20 protein-coding genes and 1 pseudogene are annotated in these 18831 nt (G+C 69.2%); 8 read left to right on the top strand and 13 right to left on the bottom strand.

The window, feature by feature from the left end; translation table 11 throughout:
* Nucleotides 1-66: 66 nt before the first annotated feature.
* Both ACWDUM_RS01985 and ACWDUM_RS01980 read right to left on the bottom strand, forming a co-directional pair.
* Nucleotides 67-345: a hypothetical protein gene (locus tag ACWDUM_RS01985; RefSeq protein WP_450132678.1), complete on the bottom strand. Its 279-nt coding sequence runs from the start codon at nucleotides 343-345 to the stop codon at nucleotides 67-69.
* A gap of 161 nt (nucleotides 346-506) precedes the next feature.
* Nucleotides 507-1136: a TetR/AcrR family transcriptional regulator gene (locus ACWDUM_RS01980; protein ID WP_450112927.1), complete on the bottom strand. Its 630-nt coding sequence runs from the start codon at nucleotides 1134-1136 to the stop codon at nucleotides 507-509.
* 253 nt (nucleotides 1137-1389) lie between these two features.
* Between ACWDUM_RS01980 and ACWDUM_RS01975 the strand changes: the two genes are divergently transcribed.
* A complete protein-coding gene (locus ACWDUM_RS01975) occupies nucleotides 1390-2202 on the top strand; it encodes a thioesterase family protein (protein WP_450132677.1) in 813 nt (270 codons plus the stop codon).
* 18 nt (nucleotides 2203-2220) lie between these two features.
* Here ACWDUM_RS01975 and ACWDUM_RS01970 read toward each other — a convergent pair whose 3' ends face one another.
* On the bottom strand, nucleotides 2221-3012 hold the full coding sequence (locus tag ACWDUM_RS01970) for a 3-oxo-5-alpha-steroid 4-dehydrogenase (protein ID WP_450112929.1): 792 nt from the start codon (nucleotides 3010-3012) through the stop codon (nucleotides 2221-2223).
* A gap of 191 nt (nucleotides 3013-3203) precedes the next feature.
* Here ACWDUM_RS01970 and ACWDUM_RS01965 point away from each other — a divergent pair.
* Nucleotides 3204-4046 (top strand): annotated as a pseudogene (locus ACWDUM_RS01965) (ADP-ribosylglycohydrolase family protein); the annotation flags it as partial.
* 66 nt (nucleotides 4047-4112) lie between these two features.
* On the top strand, nucleotides 4113-4670 hold the full coding sequence (locus ACWDUM_RS01960) for an O-acetyl-ADP-ribose deacetylase (protein ID WP_450133313.1): 558 nt from the start codon (nucleotides 4113-4115) through the stop codon (nucleotides 4668-4670).
* Here ACWDUM_RS01960 and ACWDUM_RS01955 read toward each other — a convergent pair.
* From ACWDUM_RS01955 to ACWDUM_RS01945, 3 genes are all read right to left on the bottom strand, one after another.
* Complete coding sequence (locus tag ACWDUM_RS01955) at nucleotides 4667-5143, bottom strand: SRPBCC family protein (protein WP_450132676.1); 477 nt, start codon at nucleotides 5141-5143, stop codon at nucleotides 4667-4669. The two genes, ACWDUM_RS01960 and ACWDUM_RS01955, sit on opposite strands and share 4 nt — an antisense overlap.
* A gap of 2 nt (nucleotides 5144-5145) precedes the next feature.
* A complete protein-coding gene (locus tag ACWDUM_RS01950; RefSeq protein ID WP_450112932.1) occupies nucleotides 5146-5487 on the bottom strand; it encodes an ArsR/SmtB family transcription factor in 342 nt (113 codons plus the stop codon).
* Nucleotides 5488-5555: 68 nt separating this feature from the next.
* A complete protein-coding gene (locus ACWDUM_RS01945; protein ID WP_450112933.1) occupies nucleotides 5556-6176 on the bottom strand; it encodes a hypothetical protein in 621 nt (206 codons plus the stop codon).
* 196 nt (nucleotides 6177-6372) lie between these two features.
* Here ACWDUM_RS01945 and htpG point away from each other — a divergent pair, with 196 nt between their 5' ends.
* Nucleotides 6373-8310 (top strand): molecular chaperone HtpG, encoded by a 1938-nt coding sequence (gene htpG, locus ACWDUM_RS01940; protein ID WP_450132675.1) that lies wholly within the window; start codon nucleotides 6373-6375, stop codon nucleotides 8308-8310.
* Between the two features lie 60 nt (nucleotides 8311-8370).
* Here the strand turns inward: htpG and ACWDUM_RS01935 are convergent, their stop codons facing one another.
* From ACWDUM_RS01935 to ACWDUM_RS01925, 3 genes are read right to left on the bottom strand one after another with little or no spacing between them, the layout of a single operon-like run.
* Complete coding sequence (locus ACWDUM_RS01935; protein ID WP_450132674.1) at nucleotides 8371-9042, bottom strand: AIM24 family protein; 672 nt, start codon at nucleotides 9040-9042, stop codon at nucleotides 8371-8373.
* A gap of 36 nt (nucleotides 9043-9078) precedes the next feature.
* On the bottom strand, nucleotides 9079-10263 hold the full coding sequence (locus ACWDUM_RS01930; protein ID WP_450132673.1) for a PrsW family intramembrane metalloprotease: 1185 nt from the start codon (nucleotides 10261-10263) through the stop codon (nucleotides 9079-9081).
* A complete protein-coding gene (locus tag ACWDUM_RS01925; RefSeq protein WP_450132672.1) occupies nucleotides 10260-10919 on the bottom strand; it encodes a hypothetical protein in 660 nt (219 codons plus the stop codon). Before ACWDUM_RS01925 ends, ACWDUM_RS01930 begins: the two co-directional genes overlap by 4 nt.
* A gap of 143 nt (nucleotides 10920-11062) precedes the next feature.
* On the opposite strand from ACWDUM_RS01925, the gene ACWDUM_RS01920 reads away from it, so the two are divergent.
* Nucleotides 11063-12403: a WS/DGAT domain-containing protein gene (locus tag ACWDUM_RS01920; RefSeq protein WP_450132671.1), complete on the top strand. Its 1341-nt coding sequence runs from the start codon at nucleotides 11063-11065 to the stop codon at nucleotides 12401-12403.
* Nucleotides 12404-12670: 267 nt separating this feature from the next.
* Here the strand turns inward: ACWDUM_RS01920 and ACWDUM_RS01915 are convergent, their stop codons facing one another.
* The 3 genes from ACWDUM_RS01915 to ACWDUM_RS01905 are packed head-to-tail and all read right to left on the bottom strand — an operon-like array spanning nucleotide 12671 to nucleotide 15193.
* Complete coding sequence (locus ACWDUM_RS01915; protein WP_450132670.1) at nucleotides 12671-13801, bottom strand: winged helix DNA-binding domain-containing protein; 1131 nt, start codon at nucleotides 13799-13801, stop codon at nucleotides 12671-12673.
* A gap of 46 nt (nucleotides 13802-13847) precedes the next feature.
* Nucleotides 13848-14231, bottom strand: coding sequence for a nuclear transport factor 2 family protein (locus ACWDUM_RS01910; protein WP_450112940.1), 384 nt, complete (start codon nucleotides 14229-14231; stop codon nucleotides 13848-13850).
* A gap of 56 nt (nucleotides 14232-14287) precedes the next feature.
* A complete protein-coding gene (locus ACWDUM_RS01905) occupies nucleotides 14288-15193 on the bottom strand; it encodes a sigma-70 family RNA polymerase sigma factor (RefSeq protein ID WP_450132669.1) in 906 nt (301 codons plus the stop codon).
* A 77-nt stretch (nucleotides 15194-15270) separates the two neighbouring features.
* Here ACWDUM_RS01905 and ACWDUM_RS01900 point away from each other — a divergent pair, with 77 nt between their 5' ends.
* The 3 genes from ACWDUM_RS01900 to ACWDUM_RS01890 all read left to right on the top strand — a co-directional run bounded on the left by ACWDUM_RS01900 (nucleotide 15271) and on the right by ACWDUM_RS01890 (nucleotide 16924).
* The gene (locus tag ACWDUM_RS01900) at nucleotides 15271-15729 is read left to right on the top strand and encodes a carboxymuconolactone decarboxylase family protein (RefSeq protein ID WP_450132668.1); all 459 of its coding nucleotides are present in this window, start codon (nucleotides 15271-15273) and stop codon (nucleotides 15727-15729) included.
* Nucleotides 15730-15943: 214 nt separating this feature from the next.
* A complete protein-coding gene (locus tag ACWDUM_RS01895; protein ID WP_450132667.1) occupies nucleotides 15944-16513 on the top strand; it encodes a mismatch-specific DNA-glycosylase in 570 nt (189 codons plus the stop codon).
* A 123-nt stretch (nucleotides 16514-16636) separates the two neighbouring features.
* Complete coding sequence (locus ACWDUM_RS01890; protein WP_450132666.1) at nucleotides 16637-16924, top strand: hypothetical protein; 288 nt, start codon at nucleotides 16637-16639, stop codon at nucleotides 16922-16924.
* Between the two features lie 97 nt (nucleotides 16925-17021).
* On the opposite strand, the gene ACWDUM_RS01885 is transcribed toward ACWDUM_RS01890, so the two are convergent.
* Nucleotides 17022-18719 carry a fumarate hydratase gene (locus tag ACWDUM_RS01885; RefSeq protein ID WP_450112945.1) on the bottom strand — a complete coding sequence of 566 codons (1698 nt, stop codon included), beginning with the start codon at nucleotides 18717-18719 and terminating at the stop codon, nucleotides 17022-17024.
* Nucleotides 18720-18831: the final 112 nt, after the last annotated feature.

Here is an 18831-nt window from a genome sequence, read left to right as displayed (position 1 = left end):
CGGAGGAGTCACCGAAACGACGGGGTTCGCTTGGCGAGGAAGGCGTTTGCGCCCTCGGTGCCGTCTTCACCGCTGAACAGCGCCGCGACGGTCCTCGCCTCGTCGTCCAGTTGGGCGGCCAGGTCGCGGCTCGACGCAGAACGTCGCGCCACGCGCCCCGATCACCGCGACCCGGACGGTGCCCTCGTCGGCTCCGCGTGCGATGCGCCCGGCGGCCTCTCGAATCGCTTGTGCCGCAGCCATGTCCAGCGCATTGCCCGACTCCCGGATCAGGGTGATCCGTGCGACGCGTCCCTCCAGCGCCCACTCCACCCGCTCGTTCAGTGCCTCGGACGTCGTACTCATGTTGCTTCCTCCGGTCGGCGCTGCCTCTCTGTCGGCGCACGTTACCGTCCGGTAGTTCGGTTATTCAACCCTAGGGTCGAGAAAGTTGCCGAAGGGCTGAACGGGGCGGGAGTGGGCACCGGGGTGCCCCTGCTGTTGGTGGTTCGGGTGCGGGTGATGGTTCAGGCGCGGACGAACAGGCGCAGCGCCTCGTCGACGACGGCGTCGCCGATCCGGCCGTCCGGGTCGGCGTCCGGGCGAAGCCAGATCGACGCATGGTTGAGGATGCCGTGCAGGCAGTGCAGCGCCACCGACGGGTCCGGGCAGTCGAACTCGCCCGCCTCCAGTCCACGGTCGACCACGTCGCGGAAGATCTGGTCGTGGCGGTGCCGCATCGTCTTGATTGCCTCGATGTGCTCGCTCGGCCAGGGCGCGGGGAAGGAGAACAGCTTGCCGACCTCGGGGTAGAGCACGGTCAGAATGTGCAGCTGCTCGGTGACGAGCGCGCGCAGCCGGTCGGTCTCGGTGCGGCCGGCCGCGGCTTCGAGTGCCTCGCCGAGGCGCGTCAGGACATCGGTGGTGAGCTTCTCGAGTGCCGCGGAGACCAGGGCGTCTTTGCTCGGAAAGTAGTGGTAGAGAGTGGCTTTCGCGATGTCGGTGCGCTCGGCCACGTCCTCGAAGCGCATGCCCTGATAGCCGCTGCCGGACAGGATCTGCAGGGCGGCGGCGATCATCTCCGCCTTGCGCCGGTCGCGTCGGCGCGCCACCCGCCCTCCCGGAGCGGTGGCGTGCGCGTCCACGGTCGAAGTCACCGCCCGATCATAGCCGGGGGAGTGCTGGGCCAATCCTCGGCGAACGCCATCGGGGGCCGGGTGGGTGACGCGCTCCCGAGGCCGCATCGGTGCGCTTCTCGCTGGGACTCGTCGTTCCCGGTTGTCGTCCGTCGGGACGTTCTATCGACCCGATAGGCTAGAGTTCGACCCCATGGTCGAGAAATTGCGGATGGGTCGACACCCGACCGGACGTTCGGCCCGGATCGCAGCCACTTACCGGAAGGGGATCTCGGTGACCGATTCGACAGGACCCGGGTCCAGCTATTTCGAGCGCGTCGGTGCCCACCGTTTCGTGCCGACCGTGCACGCGGGCGGGGCCTGGGCGGACGACGAACAGCACGTCAGCCCCCTTGCCGGGCTGGTCGTGCACGAGATCGAGAGGGTGCGGGCGCAGCAGGCGCGGCCGGACCTGCTGATGAGCCGCGTCAGCTTCGACATTCTCGGGCGTATCGGCTTCGAGGAGTTCGACATTCGTGTGGATGTCGTCCGGCCGGGCCGCACGGTCGAGCTCGTCCAGGCGACGGTGGACATCGGCGGCCGCTCCGTGCTGGCGGTCCGGGCATGGTTCCTGTCCGCCCAGGACATCGCGGAGGTGGCGGGCGGTGAACCGGAACCGCTTCCGGCGCCCGAATCGCTGCCCGTGTGGTCGCTCACCTCGGTGTGGAAGGGGGGCTACATCGCCTCGATCGACACCCGGGCGGTCGGGGAACCGCGGCCCGGGCGCGCCGCCGCGTGGGTGTCCACGCCCATGGATCTCGTCGCCGGCGAGAAGGCGAGTGACCTGGCGTCCTACATCGCGCTGGTCGACACCGCCAACGGCATCGCCGTCCGGCAGGATCCCGCGGACTGGATGTTCCCCAACATGGACCTGACCATCCACCTGTACCGCCAGCCGGAGGGGCGGTGGACGGGGCTCGACACCGGCGTGACCTTCGGGCGGACCGGGCAGGGGCTCACGAGTACGGTCCTGCACGACGTTCGTGGACCCGTCGGATGTGCCCAGCAGATCCTCACCGTTCGTCCGCAGCCGGAGCTGCAGGGGTGACCGAACGCGGGGCGCCCGTCACACCAGGTAGGGGACGAGGGCCTTGCGGTCGGTGGGGTAGTCGGTGAACTTCTCCTGGTACCACCGGTGGGTGGCCAGTGCCCGGGGGATCAGGTTGCCCGCGGTGATGAGCAGGATGACGACCCCGGGTAGTGCCCAGGTCAGCAGCGCGAACCCGGACCAGGCGATCAGCTCGCCGAGGTAGGCGGGGCTGGTGACGTAGCGGAAACCGCCGCCGAACGGGACCCGGTACTCGGCGGCTCCGGGATTGTGTCTGTCGCGCAGGTTGCGCACGATCGACTCGGAGCTGACCAGCAGTGCGAAGCCGCACAGGTAGACGGCGAGACCGATCAGGAACCGGGGGTCGGTCAGCCAGTCGGTGGTGTACTGCCCGAAGTAGTCGTGGCTGAAGAGTGCGCCGTTGAGGTACCCGTGCATGGCAGTCACCAGCATGCCCATCACGATCACCGAGACATTGAAGGTGCTGCGCTTGCCGGGCACCTGACGGATGGCGAGCGGGAAGAACCAGCCGCGGTTCGCGTAGTGCAGCAACCAGATTCCGGCGAGGACAAGGGACGCCGGCTCGAACCGGTTCGGCCCGGTCAGGTAGAAGACCAGGAACACCACGGTCGCGGGGATCTCCATCAACCACCAGCCGAGCTTGGGGTTGAGGTTGAACCCGAGGTTGGTCGACGAGAACCGCCCGTACGAACTCTGGGCGAAGAAGCCGCCGATGATCACGAACGCGGCGAACGCGAACGCGGCGGTCAGGACGGTGTCGTAGACGGTGTTACCGGTGTACCAGTGCATCGAGGTCCTTCGGTGGTGACGTCGGGCGGATCGGCCGACGAATTTGTAACGTGTTCTACCACGTGGCACGGGGGTTGGTGTCGCAATCGGTTAACTGAATAGCCGGTCCCGGCGCGGGTGCTTGCGGGCATGCGCGACCGTGACCTAGGGTTAGATCAATATTGATTTATTCGGTACGGCTAGGGGATGGCATGAACCTGACAACGCAGCAGGCCGATCGCGCGGCGGGCGTTCTGCTCGGCACCGCCGCGGGCGACGCACTCGGCGCCGGATACGAGTTCACCCATCCGGCTCCGGGGACGCCGATCGACATGATCGGCGGTGGCACATTCGCCTGGGCGCCGGGAGAGTGGACCGACGACACCGCGATGGCGGTCGCGATCGCCGAGGTCGCCGCCACCGGAGCGGACATCGGCCGCGGCACCGGGCTGGACGCGGTCGCCGCGCGGTTCGTCGCCTGGTTCGACTCGAATCCCCCGGACGTCGGGAACCAGACCCGCGCCGTGCTGTCGGCGCGGCCGGGCAGCGCGGACGCCATGCGCGCCCGGGCCCGGGCGATCCCCGGACGCAAGGGCGGCAACGGTTCCCTGATGCGCACCGCCCCCGTCGCCTTGGCCCACCTCGGCGACGAGCGGGGCTGCGTCGACGCGGCGGCCGCCGTCGCGGCGCTGACCCACGACGACCCGCAGGCGATCGAAGCGTGCCGGATGTGGACGCACGCCATCCGGCACGCCGTCCTGCACGGCAGCTTCGACGGCGTCCGTGGCTACCTGAAGACCGCGCCGGCCGAGGTGGCCGCCGAGTGGGGTTCGCTGCTCGATATGTCCGAAACGGGCAGTCCTGCAGACTTTTCCAAGAACGGGTGGGTGGTGCACGCCCTGCAGACCGCGTGGTGGGCGATCACCTCCACCGACCCCGCGGCCCCCGACCACCTCCCGCGCGCCCTGGAAGCGGCGGTGCGGGCCGGCGGCGACACCGACACCACGGCCGCCATCGCCGGTGGTCTGCTCGGCGCGCGGTGGGGTGCCTCCGCCGTCCCGGACCGGTGGCGCCGCATCCTGCACGGCTGGCCCGGTTACACCGCGGCAGACCTGGTGCGGATGACCGAGGAGACGGTCGCCGGCGGGCCGGCGCGGCGGTCCGGGCCGGTGATCGAGGTGGTCGAGGGCGACATCACCGCGGTGCCGGCGGACGCGATCGTCAACGCCGCCAACTCGACCCTGCTCGGCGGCGGGGGCGTCGACGGCGCGATCCACCGCGCCGGCGGGCCGCGGATCCTGGCCGAGTGCCGGCAGTTGCGTGCCACCACCCTGCCCGACGGTCTCCCGGTCGGCGCCGCGGTGGCGACCACCGCGGGAAACCTGCCTGCGCAGGCCGTGATCCACACCGTCGGTCCGCGGTACTCCGGCCACGAGGACCGCTCGGCGTTGCTGCGGGCCGCGTACACCCGCAGCCTCGCGGTCGCGGACACCCTCGGGGCCGGCAGCGTCGCGTTCCCGCTGATCTCCTCGGGCGCCTACGGGTGGCCGCTCGAGGACGCGGTCCGGCAGGCCGTCGCCGCCGTCACCGGCGCGGACACCGGTGTCGAGCGGGTCCTTCTGGTCGCCTACGACCGCGCGACCGCGGAACGGCTGCGCCGCGCGCTGCGCGTGAACTAAGCCGTCCGCGCCAGCAGCGCGTCGAGGGCCGCGTAGCTGGCGTTCATGCCCGCCTCCATGCCGGACCCGAGCATGCCGTCGCGGTCCTCGGCGGTGAGGAACAGCGATTCGACGACGATCTTCGTGCGCCCGTCGCCGAGATCCACGAAGTCGACGGCGTCGATGGACGCGTGGGTGGGCATGCCGTCCCACTCGAAGGAGTACACGAGCCGTTCCTGCGGGACGACCTCGCGGAACCGGCCCTCGAAGCCGTCGCTGCCGCCCTCGTGGTGCTCGACGAATCGCCAGTGTCCGCCGACCTCGAGTTCCCATTTCTCCACGTCGAGGGGGTTGCCGCGACCCCACCACTGCGCGATCAGGTCCGGTTCGGTGTAGGCGGCCCAGACGCGGGCGCGGGGCGCGTCGAAGACCCGCTCGACGCGGCAGTCGCGGTCGCCGGACGTGGTGACGGCGGCGTGATGGGTGCTGGTCATGACTACTCCTCGTGGTTGGGCTCGGCCGTACGGTCGAGGAACTGTCCGAGATGGTCCAGGCGACCGGCGAGAGCGCGGCGGTGGCGGTTGAGCCACGCGATTTCGAGGTCGAGGGGGTTGGCCCCGAGTCGGCAGTGCCGTACCCGGCCCCGCTTCTCCGTCACCACCAGCCCGGCCTGCTCGAGGAGGTGGACGTGCTTCGTGATGCCGGTGAGGGTCATCTCGAAGGCATCCGCCAATTCGGTGATCGTCGCGTCCGATCGGTCGAGGCGTTCGAGGATCCCGCGCCGGGTGGGGTCCGAGAGTGCCGCGAACGTCGCGTCGAGCGGCTGATACTGAACCATCTAGTTCAGTGTCTTTCCGAAACCTGCCCGCTGTCAACCCCTCGGGCCGACAAGCGGGCAGATGCCGATCAGGCCATCTCGGGTACGTGCAGGTGCGCGATGGCCAGTTCGAACTCGCACACCTCGAGCACGGTCGCGCCCATCTCACGGGTGGCCGCGGCGCGCATCGACTCCGACTGCTCCCTGTTCCGGTCCATCGCCTCGCGGCTGTCGAACGTGACCGACACCACCGCGCGGCCGGCGGCGTGGTCGACCATCATGCTGGCGCTGCAGAACCCCTCGAGGTCCTCCATCATCGGAAGCGACGTCAGCTTGAACACGTCGATCGCACGTGACATGTGACCGGGCTCGAGCTTGAGCCATGCGACGCGAACGCAGGAGCCCCGGCTCGAGTGATGGTCCCGGTGCAGGGCGGCGATGTCCCAGCGTTCGACGGTGGCGGTGCCGTGGAACATCTCGGTCGCACGGTCACGCAGTTCGCGGACCGGTCCCTCGCTCGCGCGCAGTGCGTCCTCGTCCATCCAGGAACTGGTGGCGATGCAGCGGCCGCTGTCGCGGTCGACGAGGAGGGAGAGCCCCGCGCAGCCCTCGTAGTCCGCGAGTGCGGGCATGACGGTGTCGCTCATGTGCTTGATGCCGGCGTCGATGAAGGACGGGTGCGCCTGGATCGTGGTTGAACGTGCGTACACGGTCTATCCCTTCCTTGAGGCGGCGCCCCGGCGGCGCCACCGGTTGCCCCCGACCTTCACCTTCCTCCCCACCCATGCCCGAGGCAATGGGTTCGGAGCCCCCTGTTCCACTACCGGGCGGTAGGTCCGCCGACCGGGTCCTGAGCGTAAAATCCCGGCGAACATGTGCCCGTCGGCAGTCGTAAGGGGAATCGGATTGAACGCGCACACCGGAGAACGTGAGCAGCTGGAGTTCCAGGCGGAAACCCGCCAGTTGCTGGACCTGATGGTCCACTCGATCTACTCGAACAAGGACTCCTTCCTGCGGGAGCTCGTGTCCAACGCCTCGGACGCGCTGGACAAGCTGCGGCTGGCCGCGTTCCAGGACAAGGACCTGGGCGCGGACACCTCCGACCTGCACATCGAGATCGCCGTCGACAGGGACGCCCGCACCCTGACGATCCGTGACAACGGCATCGGCATGTCCCGCGAGGAGGTCGTCGACCTGATCGGCACCCTCGCCAAGTCCGGCACCGCCGAACTGCGCCGAAAGCTGAAGGAGGCCAAGGACGCGGCCGCCAGCGAGGAACTGATCGGCCAGTTCGGCATCGGCTTCTACTCGACGTTCATGGTCGCCGACAAGGTCACCCTGCTGACCCGCAAGGCAGGCCAGGAGCAGGCCACCCGCTGGGAGTCCAGCGGCGAGGCGACCTACACGATCGAGACCGTCGACGACGCGCCGCAGGGCACGTCGGTGACGCTGCACCTCAAGCCCGCCGACACCGAGGACCACCTCCACGACTACACCGCCGAGTGGAAGATCAAGGAACTGGTCAAGAGGTACTCGGACTTCATCGCGTGGCCGATCCGGATGGACGTCACCCGCACAACGCCGGCCACCGACGACGGACCCGAGCAGGTCACGGTGGAGACCCAGACCCTGAACTCGATGAAGGCACTGTGGGCCAAGTCGAAGGACGAGGTCACCGAGGAGGAGTACACCGAGTTCTACCGGCACATCGCCCATGCCTGGGACGAGCCGCTCGAGACCATCCCGATGAAGGCGGAGGGCACCTTCGAGTACCAGGCGCTGCTGTTCATCCCGAAGCACGCGCCGTTCGACCTGTTCATGCGCGACGGCAAGACCGGCGTCCAGCTGTACGTCAAGCGGGTGTTCATCATGGACGACGCCGACGAACTGCTGCCCGAGTACCTGCGGTTCGTCAAGGGCGTCGTCGACGCCCAGGATCTCTCGCTCAACGTCTCCCGCGAGATCCTGCAGCAGGACAGGCAGATTCGCGCGATCCGGCGGCGCCTGACCAAGAAGGTGCTCACCACGATCAAGGAGATCCAGGCCACCCGGCCCGACGACTACCGTGCGCTGTGGGCGGAGTTCGGCCGGGCACTCAAGGAAGGTCTGATCGCCGACGCGGACAATCGCGATGTGCTGCTGCAGATCTCGTCGTTCGCGTCCACTGCGAGCGACGAGGAGCAGACCACCCTCGCCGAGTACGTCGAGCGGATGAAGGACGGCCAGAAGCAGATCTACTTCGCGGCCGGCGAATCCCGTCAGCTGCTGGAGAACTCGCCGCACCTGGAGGCATTCAAGGCCAAGGGGCTCGAGGTCCTGCTGCTCACCGACCCGGTCGACGAGGTGTGGACCTCGCAGGTGCCGGAGTTCGAGGGCCTGACCTTCCAGTCCGTCGCCAAGGGCGAGGTGGACCTCGACGCGGAGGAGGACGAGGAAGCCGCCGAGGCCGCCCGCGAGGAACGGGAGAAGGACTTCGCGGACCTGCTGGGCTGGCTGACCGAAACCCTTGGCGAGCAGGTCAAGTCGGTGCGCCTGTCCACGCGGCTGACCACCTCTCCCGCCTGCATCGTCGGCGACGACTTCTCCATGTCCCCGGCGCTCGAGCGGATGTACCGGGCTTCCGGACAGCCCGTCCCGGTCACGAAGCGGATCCTCGAACTGAACCCCGAGCATCCGCTGGTGCTGGCGCTGCGCACGGCCCGGGCGGAACGTCCCGAGGACGACGCGGCCGCCGAGACCGCGGAACTGCTGTACGGCATGGCGCTGCTCGCGGAGGGCGGCGAACTCGCCGACCCGGCCCGCTTCACCACGCTGCTCGCGAACCGGCTGGCCGCGAGCGTGTGACCGCACGCGCGGGGCCGGTCGGTGAGAACCGGCCGGCCCCGCGCCGCTGGGCCCCGGGCATCACTGCTTGGGGATCGGAGGATGCCCTTCCGACGCCTGCACCACCACGACTCCGTCCCCGGTGAGTTCCAGCTGGTATGCCTCACCGGAACCCCGGCCGATCGCCGCGCCGAGCTTTGCGGTCTTGCGGATCCCGGACTTCAACGACGTGGACCACAGGACCGCGCTCTGCATGTCCACGTAGGTGGGCCGGTCGACGTTCAGAACGACGGGCATGCCGTACACCGTCAGCGCGAGCGTGCCACGACCGCTGAACGTGGTGTTGAACAGTCCGCCGCTGAGCATCGATGCGCCCTCGACGCGCTGGATGTCCCACTCCAGCGAACTCTCGAACGCGAGCACGTTGTCGCCGTTGACCGTCACCGACTCGTCCTCGAGTTCGACGAGGAAGATCACATCGGCGTCGCGGGCGAGGAAGACGTCACCGCTGCCGGACACCTTCATCAGCGGCATGCCCTCGCCGGTGAGCGCCTTCTTGAACAGCTTTCCGATTCCGCCGCTGCCCTGGTAAGCGAAGTCGACGTCGCCCTGGTAGGCGACCATCGATCCCTGTCGGGCGAAGAAGTGCCCGCTGGTGCCGGCCAGATCGACCTTGAGCATCCACTGGTTCTGCAGCACGAAGGTACCGGGCGCACCGCTTCGTTCGACGTTGTTCATCAGGTCACTGCGCATGTCTGGCCTCCTGGTTGGTGTGAGCGGTGAGTGGGGTCAGCGCGGTGTCGAGGGGACGCCGGCACGAATCCGCCCCATCTCTGCGCGGGCGAACTCGACGGCGGCGGTGTCCCGGCCGTGCGAGGTCGCCAGTGCGTCCGCGAGGTCTGCGACGGACTCGAGCACGTACCCGTTTCGCCTGCGGTCGCGGCGGGTGGCCCCGGATCTGCGGAACGCTCTGCGCGCCTTGTGGTCACCGCACATCGCGTCGCGTTCCGGTTCGGTGACCACCCCGTGGTCGACCTCGGGTGCGAGGACGTCGCGCATGAACTCCCGTTCTCGCGGAACGGTCATCCGGAACACCCGGACGACGATGCACAGCGCAACGACGATGACGATCGCCCACGCCGGAATCATCAGGGCCACGTTCCCCCGGACGAGGACCGCCATCGAGTTCCAGACCCCGTGCAGCAGCATCGCGGTGGCCATCAGGGCGAGCCCGCGCCTGACCTGCCGTGGTTCGGCGGGCCGGCCAAGCAGGTACACCAGCCCGGCACAGAAGACGGCGCTGTAGAGGATGTGGGCGGCGACACCGACACCCATCCGCAGCCACACGGTGCTCATCGCTGCGGCGACCTGGTTGGCGCCGAACTGGGTGCCCGCCGAGTTCAGCGCGTACACGATGTCCTCGGCGATCTGGAAGCCGAGGCCGAGGAAGGCGCCCACGATGAAGCCGTCGAACGCGGTGCGGATCAGGCGCGGCGCCAACGCGATCAGCAGGACGAGGCCGATGCCCTTGGCGACCTCCTCGGTGAACGGCGCGGTCAGACCGGCACCCCAGTCCAGCGCCCAGGACTGCCCGAACGCCTTCGCGTACAGCGCGCGCAGCGCGTCGTTGGCGCCCGCGGCCAGGACCCACGTCGCTGCGAACGCACCCCAGGCGAACGCGGCGACAGCCAGTTTCACCGGTTGCCGGGCGTAGCGATCGATGTGATGGGTGAACCACCAGAAGATGGCCCCGTAGACCACGAACAGCACCACCGACACGACGATCGCGCGCCCGTACGCGCCCGCGGCGCTCGCCAACACCGTAACGAAGGTGAACACCCCGCTGGACACGAGCAGCAGGTACACCCAGAAGGCCGCGTTGCGCGGCTGGTAGAAGGTGAACGCCCGGCCCCAACCCGAGTTCTCGATCGCGGCCACACGTCGTTCGTGCAGATCCTCGATCACGGTGGTCATCGGGTGCCCTCCTCGGTGTGTCGAATGCTCGAGATCATCTGGGCGATCTGTTCGGCCTGATGATGCTCGGTGTCCGGCGGGCCGACCGCGACAACCTCGATGCCGCGGCCCTCCACGACGAATGCCGCCAGCGCCCCGTCGAGCTTGGGGCCCGCGTAGCGTGCGACCAGTCCGCGCTCGCCGGAGTCGGTGGTGATCGCCACCGGTGCCCCGTCGATGCGGATGTTCTCGTCGAGTGCTTCGGTGGTGTCCTTGATCTGCTGGAGGAGGGCACGCGCGTCACCGGAGAAGTCACCGGTGCGAACGGTGAACGACAGGTCGCCGTCCTCGACCCTCGCGGACCGGGGGTACCCGGTGGCGGGGGCGTCACCGACCCGGACGCCGGATGTGATGCCCCATCCGGCGGCGGGGACGAACGTGATGTCGCCCGCGACTCCCATCACGTCGCCGGCGACGACCCTGTCGTCATACGCGACCGCGCTGTTGATCGCGGGCAACACGGCTCCCATGACGAATGCGAGGGCGAGCACCACGAACGCCGGGAGGAACGTGGCCCCGTCCAGGCCGAGCCGGCGGCGGTCCACCGGCACCCATCTGTCCCCGGGGTCGTAGCCGCCGTGGGGCGGCGTCGAACTCGGTTGGACTCCTTGGATCATCTCGCCTCCGTGACCTGAACAGATGGCTGCAACGTTAGGCGTTGGCGGACGTTCCGTGCATTCGACACCACGCGACGGTTCGCCCACTCCATCCGGCGGGTCGGCGCGGTCCCGCGCGCTGCTATCGTCGGCCGGTGCCGCGGATGAGCGCCCCCGATGCGCAGTCGTATTGGATCTCCCACAAGATTCCCACCGACCAGTTCCTGCTGTACTGCTTCGCCGATGCCACGGCGCCGCTCACGGAGATCGGGGAGGGCGTGATCGAGCGGGCCTCGGCGGTCCCGGATCTGCGGCTGAGAGTCCGTGAGGTCCCCGGTCGTGTCGACTTTCCGCATTGGGTACCGATGGTCCCCGATGCCACGCTCGTCCGGCTGCACGAGGGGCCGATGGACTGGGACAGTTGCCGCGCGGACACGGCGGCACTGCTCACCGACCGGCTCGATCCCCTCGAATCACCTTGGCGGCTACACCTTTTCGGTCCGGTGACCGGTGCGCCCGAGTGTGGTGACTCCCGCGCCGTGGTGGCGGTGCTGCAGGTCGCCCACGCCCTCGGCGACGGTCGGCGCGCGTCCACGGCGGCCCGCGAACTGTTCGGCGCGGCCCCGCTCGTGACCGGCCCGCCCGTTGCGCCGTGGCACCCCCACCTCGCCTTCGCGAGGGCGGTGCTGCGCATGCCCGTCCAGGTCGGGCAGATGCTGAGGCGGGCCCGGCCCGCCCACCTGGCCCACCGGCAGCTCGAACAGGACACCGCGGCCGGACTGGTCCCGCCACCGCCCCCGAGCCGGCCGAAGCTGCCCACCAACAGCGCGCCCGACGAGCGACGCAGCATCGACACGGTGGTGGTCCCTGCGGAGTACCTGCGCGGCCCCGGAATCAGCATCACCGTCGGCGCGATGACCGCGATCTCGCTGGCCCTGTCGCAGTACCTGGGCGAGCAGGAATCCGACCCCGGGTCCGGACCGGCCGCCGAGGTGACGGTCGCGAAGCCGGGGGAGCGATTGGCCCGCAATCACTTCCGCAACGTCTCGGTGGATCTGCATCCCGAGATCGAGGACCTCGCGCAGCGGGCCGCCGCGATCGCCACGGCGCTGCGCCTGCGCCGGATGCGCGCCGACCACCCGTCCGGCGCGGCAGAGGACCGCGCGCTGGCCGTCGTCCCCGCTCCGCTGCTGCGGCACGGCGTCGAGCACTTCGACTTCACCGCGGTGCCCGAGGAGGTCACCGGCCACACGGTGGTCTCCAGCGTCGACCGCGGCCCCGCCGACCTCGTGCTCGGCGGCGGGCGGGTGGTGTTCACGGCCGGTTTCCCGGCGCTGTCGAACTTCATGGGGCTGACCCACGGCGTACACGGCATCGGGGATCGGGTCACGATCTCCGTCGCCACCTCGCCCGCGGTGCTCGACCTGGACCGATACGTCCGTCTGCTGCGCGAGGCGGTCGGGCGGGTACACGCCGCGCTGACCGGGTACACACCCGTTCGGTGACGCTTCGAGGGCAGCGAAATCGTGGCGAACTCGCCGCCGTCCCGCTACTGTGGCCGGTGCCGGAGTTGACCCGGCGCCTGCACCAAGCGAACGGAGTCCGACATGTCGACCCTCATCTACGATGCGCTGCTTCCCTACATCGGGGACAAGACCGCTGCTGAGCTGGCCAACCTGCTGGCCGTCGGACCGTAGTCGAGTTCGGCGCCTCGGACACCCCGGGCCCGGTGGAGCGAAATGCTCCACCGGGCCCGTTCGTGTTCACACCGGTCACCGGCTCTCCGTGGCGGTGACACCGCCGAACTCCACGCCCCGGAACAGGGCGAGCGCCGCCCCCTGTTCCTCGACACCCGAATTCAACGGTTCCGCCACCGTCTGCCAGGGAGTCACCTCGATCGCCAGCCTCCGCCCAGACGTCCGCGGGCGCCACTCGCCGACGATCTCGCCGCCGACCGCGATCGCACCCGGCCGGCCGAGGGTGGGCCACAGTGCCTTGCGCCGAGCCTCGTCGGGGACGAGGAGGTCGCGATCCTTCAGCTGCAGGTACGGGTCGAACGGCCCGAGCAGGCGCACGGATCCGTCGGCCGGCGGGGCCAGCAGTGCGTCGGCGTCGCCGGCCAGAATCGACCGGGTGGTGCCCTCCACCGACACCTCCACGGTGTCCGTCGGCCAGTTCCGCGTGACGTCCCTGACCGGGGCGTCGACGTACGCGGCGACGGTCCGCGGGTCGCTCGGCCCGAGGAAGCGCAGGTATCCGCGAATGACGTCCAGGCGGGGGTCCGCGTCGGGGCCGAGACGGGCATACGGTTTCCGCCGCCAACCCGGGATGCGTTCGAGAACCGGCGGAGAGGTGCCCGGACGCAGTTCGAGTCCGGCATGCAGCGCCGCGAGCCGGAACGGCATCTCGTACACGTGGGTGGTGTTGCACGGTCGGCAGAACCGCAGGTACGGCTCGCTCATCCGGGCGGTCAGTTCCGTCGACATGACGCCCTTGACGGTGGGCTCACGCACGATGTCGCGCATCGCGTCGGCGACGGCACGCAGTGCGTCGATCGCCTGGATCCCTGCGGCCTTGAGCGGCCGGTTCGCGTCGAAGATGCGCTTGCCCGCGTCCGCCTCCGACAACGGCGCCGTCGCCACCGCCACCCCGGGCAGGTCTGCCCGGCGGTAGCAGTGCGGCGCCCCGCGCAGCGTCCACGCGAGCGCGAGGTCGCCGGGGGAGGTGTCCGGGGTGCCCCGCAGCCGCAACGCCCAGGCCGCGCCGTCCGGACCGGTGTTCTGGATGCCGAGGTCGAGCAGGTCGCAGTCCGTGGCGTCGGCGGCGACACCCGGCTGCCGGTCGAGTTGCTGGGCGTGCCAGCGATACGAGAGCACCTGCGCGCGCGTCACCTCGGTGGCCATGGCGAGAGTGTAGGAGGGGTCACCGACAGGCGCCGGGCCCTGCAGCTCAGCGGTTGTCGACCTGGTACGACTCGATCCGCTGGATCTTCCCGTCGCGAAAGTGGAAGTGGTCGCTGAAGATCCCCCGCAGTTCGCCGCCGTCCGCGAACCGGGCCTCGACGGTGCCGAGAAGAACCACGACGTCGTCCTCCTCGACCATCCGGATCACCGTCAGCGTCGGCTTGCCGGTGAACGCGTCGTTGTCGATCTCACGGTCGAAGGCGTCCTTGCCGGTGATCGAGAAGTCGCCGGGCATCTCCCAGACGACGTCGTCGGCGAGCAGCGACAGGATCGCCTCGTGGTCGCCCGAGCGGAAACCGTCGACATACGCCGCGACGGCCCGTTTGTTGGGCGACAGCGACGGATCGGATTCGGACATCTCCGGTTCCATGACACTCCTTCGCAGGTCGTGGCGCGGTCCGTTCCATCGTGGCACCGGACGTGGCGTCACACGTCCGCTGCGGCCAAATCGATGTCCAATCCGGCGATCACTGCGGGGTCGGCGACGACGTCGAGTGCGACGATCCGATCCCCGACGATGGTGAACGTGAACACCGAGCGCGGTTGCCCGCCCGGTGCCCACGCCGCCGCGACCCTGCCGTCGACGGTGACGACCTGGGCGTTGCGGGCACGACCGCGGAACGATTCGGCCACGGCGCGCGCACCGTGCAGCCGGGCGGACAGGGCCGGTGCGCCGTGTGCCAGCGCGGCGCTTGCGGCGGTGACCGCGGCGTCGTCCGCGCGCAGCACCACGTCGGGGTCGAGCAGCGCGAGGAGATCCTCGAACCGGCCCTCGCGCGACGCGGAGAGGAACGCTTCGACCACGCGACGGCGGCGGAGCCGATCGGGGTCCGGGGCACTGGCGCCCTGGACCCGGCGCCGGGCGCGGCTCGCGAGTTGCCGGGTGGCCGCGGGGGTGCGGCCCACGATCCGGGCGATCTCGTCGAACGGCACCGCGAACATGTCGTGCAGCACGAACGTCAGTCGCTCGGCCGGGGTCAGGGTGTCCAGGACGACCATCATCGCGATCCCGATCGAATCGGCGAGAACCGCTTGATTCTCTGGTGACGATTCGGGGCGCGTCTCGGGTGTGGCCGGTACCGCGGGCCCGTCCAGGGCCACCTCGTGGCGTGAGGTGCGCGAGCGCAGCATGTCCAGGCAGACCCGGCTCAGCACGGTGGTGAGCCAGCCCCCGAGGTTGTTCACCGCGTCGGTGTCCGATCGGCTCAGCCGCAGCCACGTCTCCTGCACCGCGTCCTCGGCCTCGGCGCTCGAGCCGAGCATGCGGTATCCCACCGCCCTCAGGTGCTCGCGGTGCTCCTCGAAACGCCGGGCCAGAAATTCGTCGCTCATTGCTGTCACATTCTCTCGTGCCGATCCGTCAGTGCAATGACGAACACGAAACAACCTTTGTGACAGGAGCGACGACGATGCAGGCACGAATGAACAACCCCGCACTGGTCCTTCCCGGCGCCGTGGCGGCGCTGCAGGCGGTGGGGCACACGACCGAGAACACCGGACTCCCGGCGAGCACGGTGCACCTGGTGCATCTGCGGGCGAGTCAGATCAACGGCTGCGGCGTATGCGTCGACATGCATCCGAAGCTGGCGATGAAGGACGGGGAGACGGTCGAGCGCCTGTTCGCGGTGGCGGCGTGGCGGGAGTCGCCGTACTTCACCGACGCCGAACGCGCCGCCCTCGCACTCACCGAGGCGGTCACGCGGCTCGCCGATCGGCCCGACCCGGTGTCGGACGACGTGTGGGACGACGCCGCCGACCACTACGACGAGCAGCAACTGGCGGCCCTGATCATGCAGATCTCGTTGATCAACGTCTGGAACCGGCTCAACGCCTCGGTCAAGCAGATCGCCGGGGCCAGTTGGGGCTAGGACATGTCTCCCAATCCCCGATTCGGCGCCCCCGGCGCCCAATCGCCGCCCTGCTGCGTTGTCGTCGGCGCCGATACAACAGCGGTATCGGCTTCTCCTCCGCCTTGCCGGACGACGATTGTTTCGCCAGGGGCATCCGAGAGGGATTAGGAGACACGCCCTAGGGGCAGGTCCCCCCGCCGGCGTCGCGGACCAGGAGTGCTGTACTCGGGGAATGGGTTTCACACGCGAGCAGCTCGAGTCGTTCCGCGACGCCGAGGTGCCGGATCTGATCGGCCCCAGCTGCCGGCTGCTGTTCGTCGGCATCAATCCGGGCCTGTGGACCGCGGCGACCGGTGCGCACTTCGCGCGTCCCGGCAATCGCTTCTATCCAGCGCTGCTGCGCGCAGGGATCATCGACCGGCCGATCGATCCCACCGCGGGGATGTCGAGCGCAGATCGGGACCTGCTGGTGTCCCGCGGCGTCGGCATCACGAATCTCGTTGCGCGCGCGACCGCCCGGGCCGACGAGCTGACTGCCGAGGAACTCCGGGCCGGTGGCGAGCGGCTGCGTGCGCTGGTCGCGGATGTGCGCCCACGCGTCGTCGCGGTCGCCGGCATCACCGCGTACCGGGCCGCATTCGGTGTGCGCAAGGCCGTCAAGGGGCGTCAGCCGGACGATGTCGAGGGGGCGGAGTTGTGGGTCGTGCCCAACCCGAGCGGGCTCAACGCCCACGACACCGTCGACTCCCTCGCGGTCGCGTACCGGGCGGCCGCCGTCGAAGCAGGCGTGGTCCCGGCCTGAGACACCGTCGCAGCGGCCCGCTCGGTCGGGGCCGATCGGGTTCCCGGCATCACTCGGACAGGTCGATCGACGGGGTGAATCGACTTACGCTGAAGTTGATGCAGGAGCGGGAGCGGGCAGCCGGTGGCTGACCCGGGATCGGCCCTCCCACTGTTCGCGGCCGATCCGGTCGCGGCGGTGGTGCTCGCGCTCGCGTTCCTCGCCTTCCTGTTCTCCGAGTACCGGATCGGACGCACGCACCCGGATTCGGGCCCGACACGCGACGCGTGGTCGGGTGTTGCCGTGGGACTCGGGCTCGCGACGGCCTACATCGGTGGGGCGGTGTCGAGCGTTCTACTGGTCGAGGGGCTCGGTGAGCCGTACCGGCGGTACATGGACCGGACGAAGAGGCTCATTCCGTTCGTGCTGTGACCCGTCGTCTCGGCCACGCGGCGCGAGTGCCGGCGAAGACGGCGAAGGCCCGGTGGAGTGAATACCCCACCGGGCCTTCGTCATTGGCTGTGTCGGTTCACAGCCCGGGGCGCTTGCCGATCGTCAGAGTGACCTCGCCGGTGTGGGCGAAGAAGTCGTTGCCCTTGTCGTCGACGACGATGAACGCCGGGAAGTCCTCGACGTCGATCTTCCAGACCGCCTCCATGCCCAGCTCTTCGTACTCGATGACCTCGACGTTCTTGATGCAGTCGAGCGCAAGGCGCGCGGCCGGGCCGCCGATCGAGCCGAGGTAGAACCCGCCGTGGGAGTTGCACGCGTCGGTGACCTGCTTGGACCGGTTGCCCTTGGCCAGCATGACCATCGAGCCACCCGCAGCCTGGAACTGCTCGACGTACGAGTCCATCCGCCCGGCCGTGGTCGGGCCGAAGGAACCCGACGCCATCCCCTCCGGGGTCTTGGCCGGACCGGCGTAGTACACCGGATGGTCCTTGAGGTACTGCGGCATCTCCTCGCCGGCGTCGAGGCGTTCCTTGATCTTCGCGTGCGCGATGTCTCGGGCGACGACCAGCGGGCCGGTCAGCGACAGCCGGGTCTTGACCGGGTGCTTGGACAGCTCGGCCAGGATCTCCGGCATCGGCTTGGTCAGGTCGATCTTGACCGCGGCGCCCTTGCCGGTGCCCGAGACACCGGAGGTCTCGGCGTCGAGCTCGGTGTCGGTGACCTCCGGCAGGAACCGGCCCGGGTTGAACTCGAGCTGCTCGAGGAACACGCCCTCCGGCGTGATCTTCGCCTTCGCCTGCCGGTCCGCCGAGCAGGAGACCGCGATCGCGACGGGCAGCGAGGCGCCGTGCCGGGGGAGACGGATGACCCGGACGTCGTGGCAGAAGTACTTGCCGCCGAACTGGGCGCCGATGCCGATCTTCTGGGTCAGCTCGAAGACCTGCTTCTCGAGCTCGTGGTCGCGGAAGCCACGACCGGTCATCGCGCCCTCGGTGGGCAGCTCGTCCAGGTAGTGCGCCGAGGCGTACTTCGCGGTCTTGAGCGCGAACTCCGCGGACGTGCCGCCGACGACGATCGCCAGGTGGTACGGCGGGCAGGCCGCGGTGCCGAGCGAGCGGATCTTGGCCTCGAGGAACTGCATCATCGAGTCCGGGTTCAGGATGGCCTTCGTCTCCTGGTACAGGTACGACTTGTTCGCCGACCCGCCACCCTTGGCCATGAACAGGAACTTGTAGGCGTTCTCGTGGCCCTTGTGGGTGTCCGCGTACAGCTCGATCTGTGCGGGCAGGTTGTTGCCGGTGTTCTTCTCGTCCCACATGGTGATCGGGGCGTTCTGCGAGTACCGCAGGTTCAGCTTCGTGTACGCGTCGTACACGCCGCGGGCGATCGCCTCGTCGTCGTCGCCGGGGGTCAGCACGTGCTGGCCGCGCTTGCCCATCACGATCGCGGTACCGGTGTCCTGGCACATCGGCAGCACGCCCGCGGCGGAGATGTTCGCGTTCTTGAGCAGGTCGAGTGCGACGAACTTGTCGTTGTTCGACGCCTCGGGGTCGTCGAGGATGCTCGCGACCTGCTTGAGGTGATCCGTCCGCAGGTAGTGCGAGATGTCGTGCAGCGCGGTCTCCGTCAGGAGCCGCAGCGCCTCGGGTTCGACCTGCAGGAAGGTACGCCCGTCCGGGCCCTCGACAGTGGACACCCCTTCGGTGGTCAGCAGCCGGTACTCGGTGGGATCTTCCCCGATCGGCAGCAGGTCCTCGTAGAGGAAGTCGGCCATCATCTCTCCTGGGAATCGGCGTGTGAAGTCGGGAACCAGGCTAAACCTGCAGTCCGAGCGCGCTGGAGGCGGGGATGATACGGCCGATTCCACACCCGTGGGGTCCGTACAC

Source organism: Rhodococcus sp. NPDC003322, from assembly GCF_053589555.1.
This window is presented reverse-complemented; position numbering and strand designations above follow the sequence as displayed.

Bases quoted from the DNA above. Each gene is read 5' to 3' on its own strand.
- ACWDUM_RS01895 (WP_450132667.1), top strand. From the start codon at position 15,944: ATGGGTTTCACACGCGAGCAGCTCGAGTCGTTCCGCGACGCCGAGGTG.
- ACWDUM_RS01960 (WP_450133313.1), top strand. From the start codon at position 4,113: ATGACCGAGGAGACGGTCGCCGGCGGGCCGGCGCGGCGGTCCGGGCCG.
- ACWDUM_RS01950 (WP_450112932.1), bottom strand. From the start codon at position 5,487: ATGGTTCAGTATCAGCCGCTCGACGCGACGTTCGCGGCACTCTCGGAC.
- ACWDUM_RS01910 (WP_450112940.1), bottom strand. From the start codon at position 14,231: ATGGAACCGGAGATGTCCGAATCCGATCCGTCGCTGTCGCCCAACAAA.
- ACWDUM_RS01970 (WP_450112929.1), bottom strand. From the start codon at position 3,012: ATGCACTGGTACACCGGTAACACCGTCTACGACACCGTCCTGACCGCC.
- ACWDUM_RS01920 (WP_450132671.1), top strand. From the start codon at position 11,063: ATGAGCGCCCCCGATGCGCAGTCGTATTGGATCTCCCACAAGATTCCC.
- ACWDUM_RS01930 (WP_450132673.1), bottom strand. From the start codon at position 10,263: ATGACCACCGTGATCGAGGATCTGCACGAACGACGTGTGGCCGCGATC.
- ACWDUM_RS01885 (WP_450112945.1), bottom strand. From the start codon at position 18,719: ATGGCCGACTTCCTCTACGAGGACCTGCTGCCGATCGGGGAAGATCCC.
- ACWDUM_RS01935 (WP_450132674.1), bottom strand. From the start codon at position 9,042: ATGCGCAGTGACCTGATGAACAACGTCGAACGAAGCGGTGCGCCCGGT.
- ACWDUM_RS01905 (WP_450132669.1), bottom strand. From the start codon at position 15,193: ATGAGCGACGAATTTCTGGCCCGGCGTTTCGAGGAGCACCGCGAGCAC.
- ACWDUM_RS01900 (WP_450132668.1), top strand. From the start codon at position 15,271: ATGCAGGCACGAATGAACAACCCCGCACTGGTCCTTCCCGGCGCCGTG.
- ACWDUM_RS01985 (WP_450132678.1), bottom strand. From the start codon at position 345: ATGAGTACGACGTCCGAGGCACTGAACGAGCGGGTGGAGTGGGCGCTG.
- ACWDUM_RS01925 (WP_450132672.1), bottom strand. From the start codon at position 10,919: ATGATCCAAGGAGTCCAACCGAGTTCGACGCCGCCCCACGGCGGCTAC.
- ACWDUM_RS01915 (WP_450132670.1), bottom strand. From the start codon at position 13,801: ATGGCCACCGAGGTGACGCGCGCGCAGGTGCTCTCGTATCGCTGGCAC.
- ACWDUM_RS01955 (WP_450132676.1), bottom strand. From the start codon at position 5,143: ATGACCAGCACCCATCACGCCGCCGTCACCACGTCCGGCGACCGCGAC.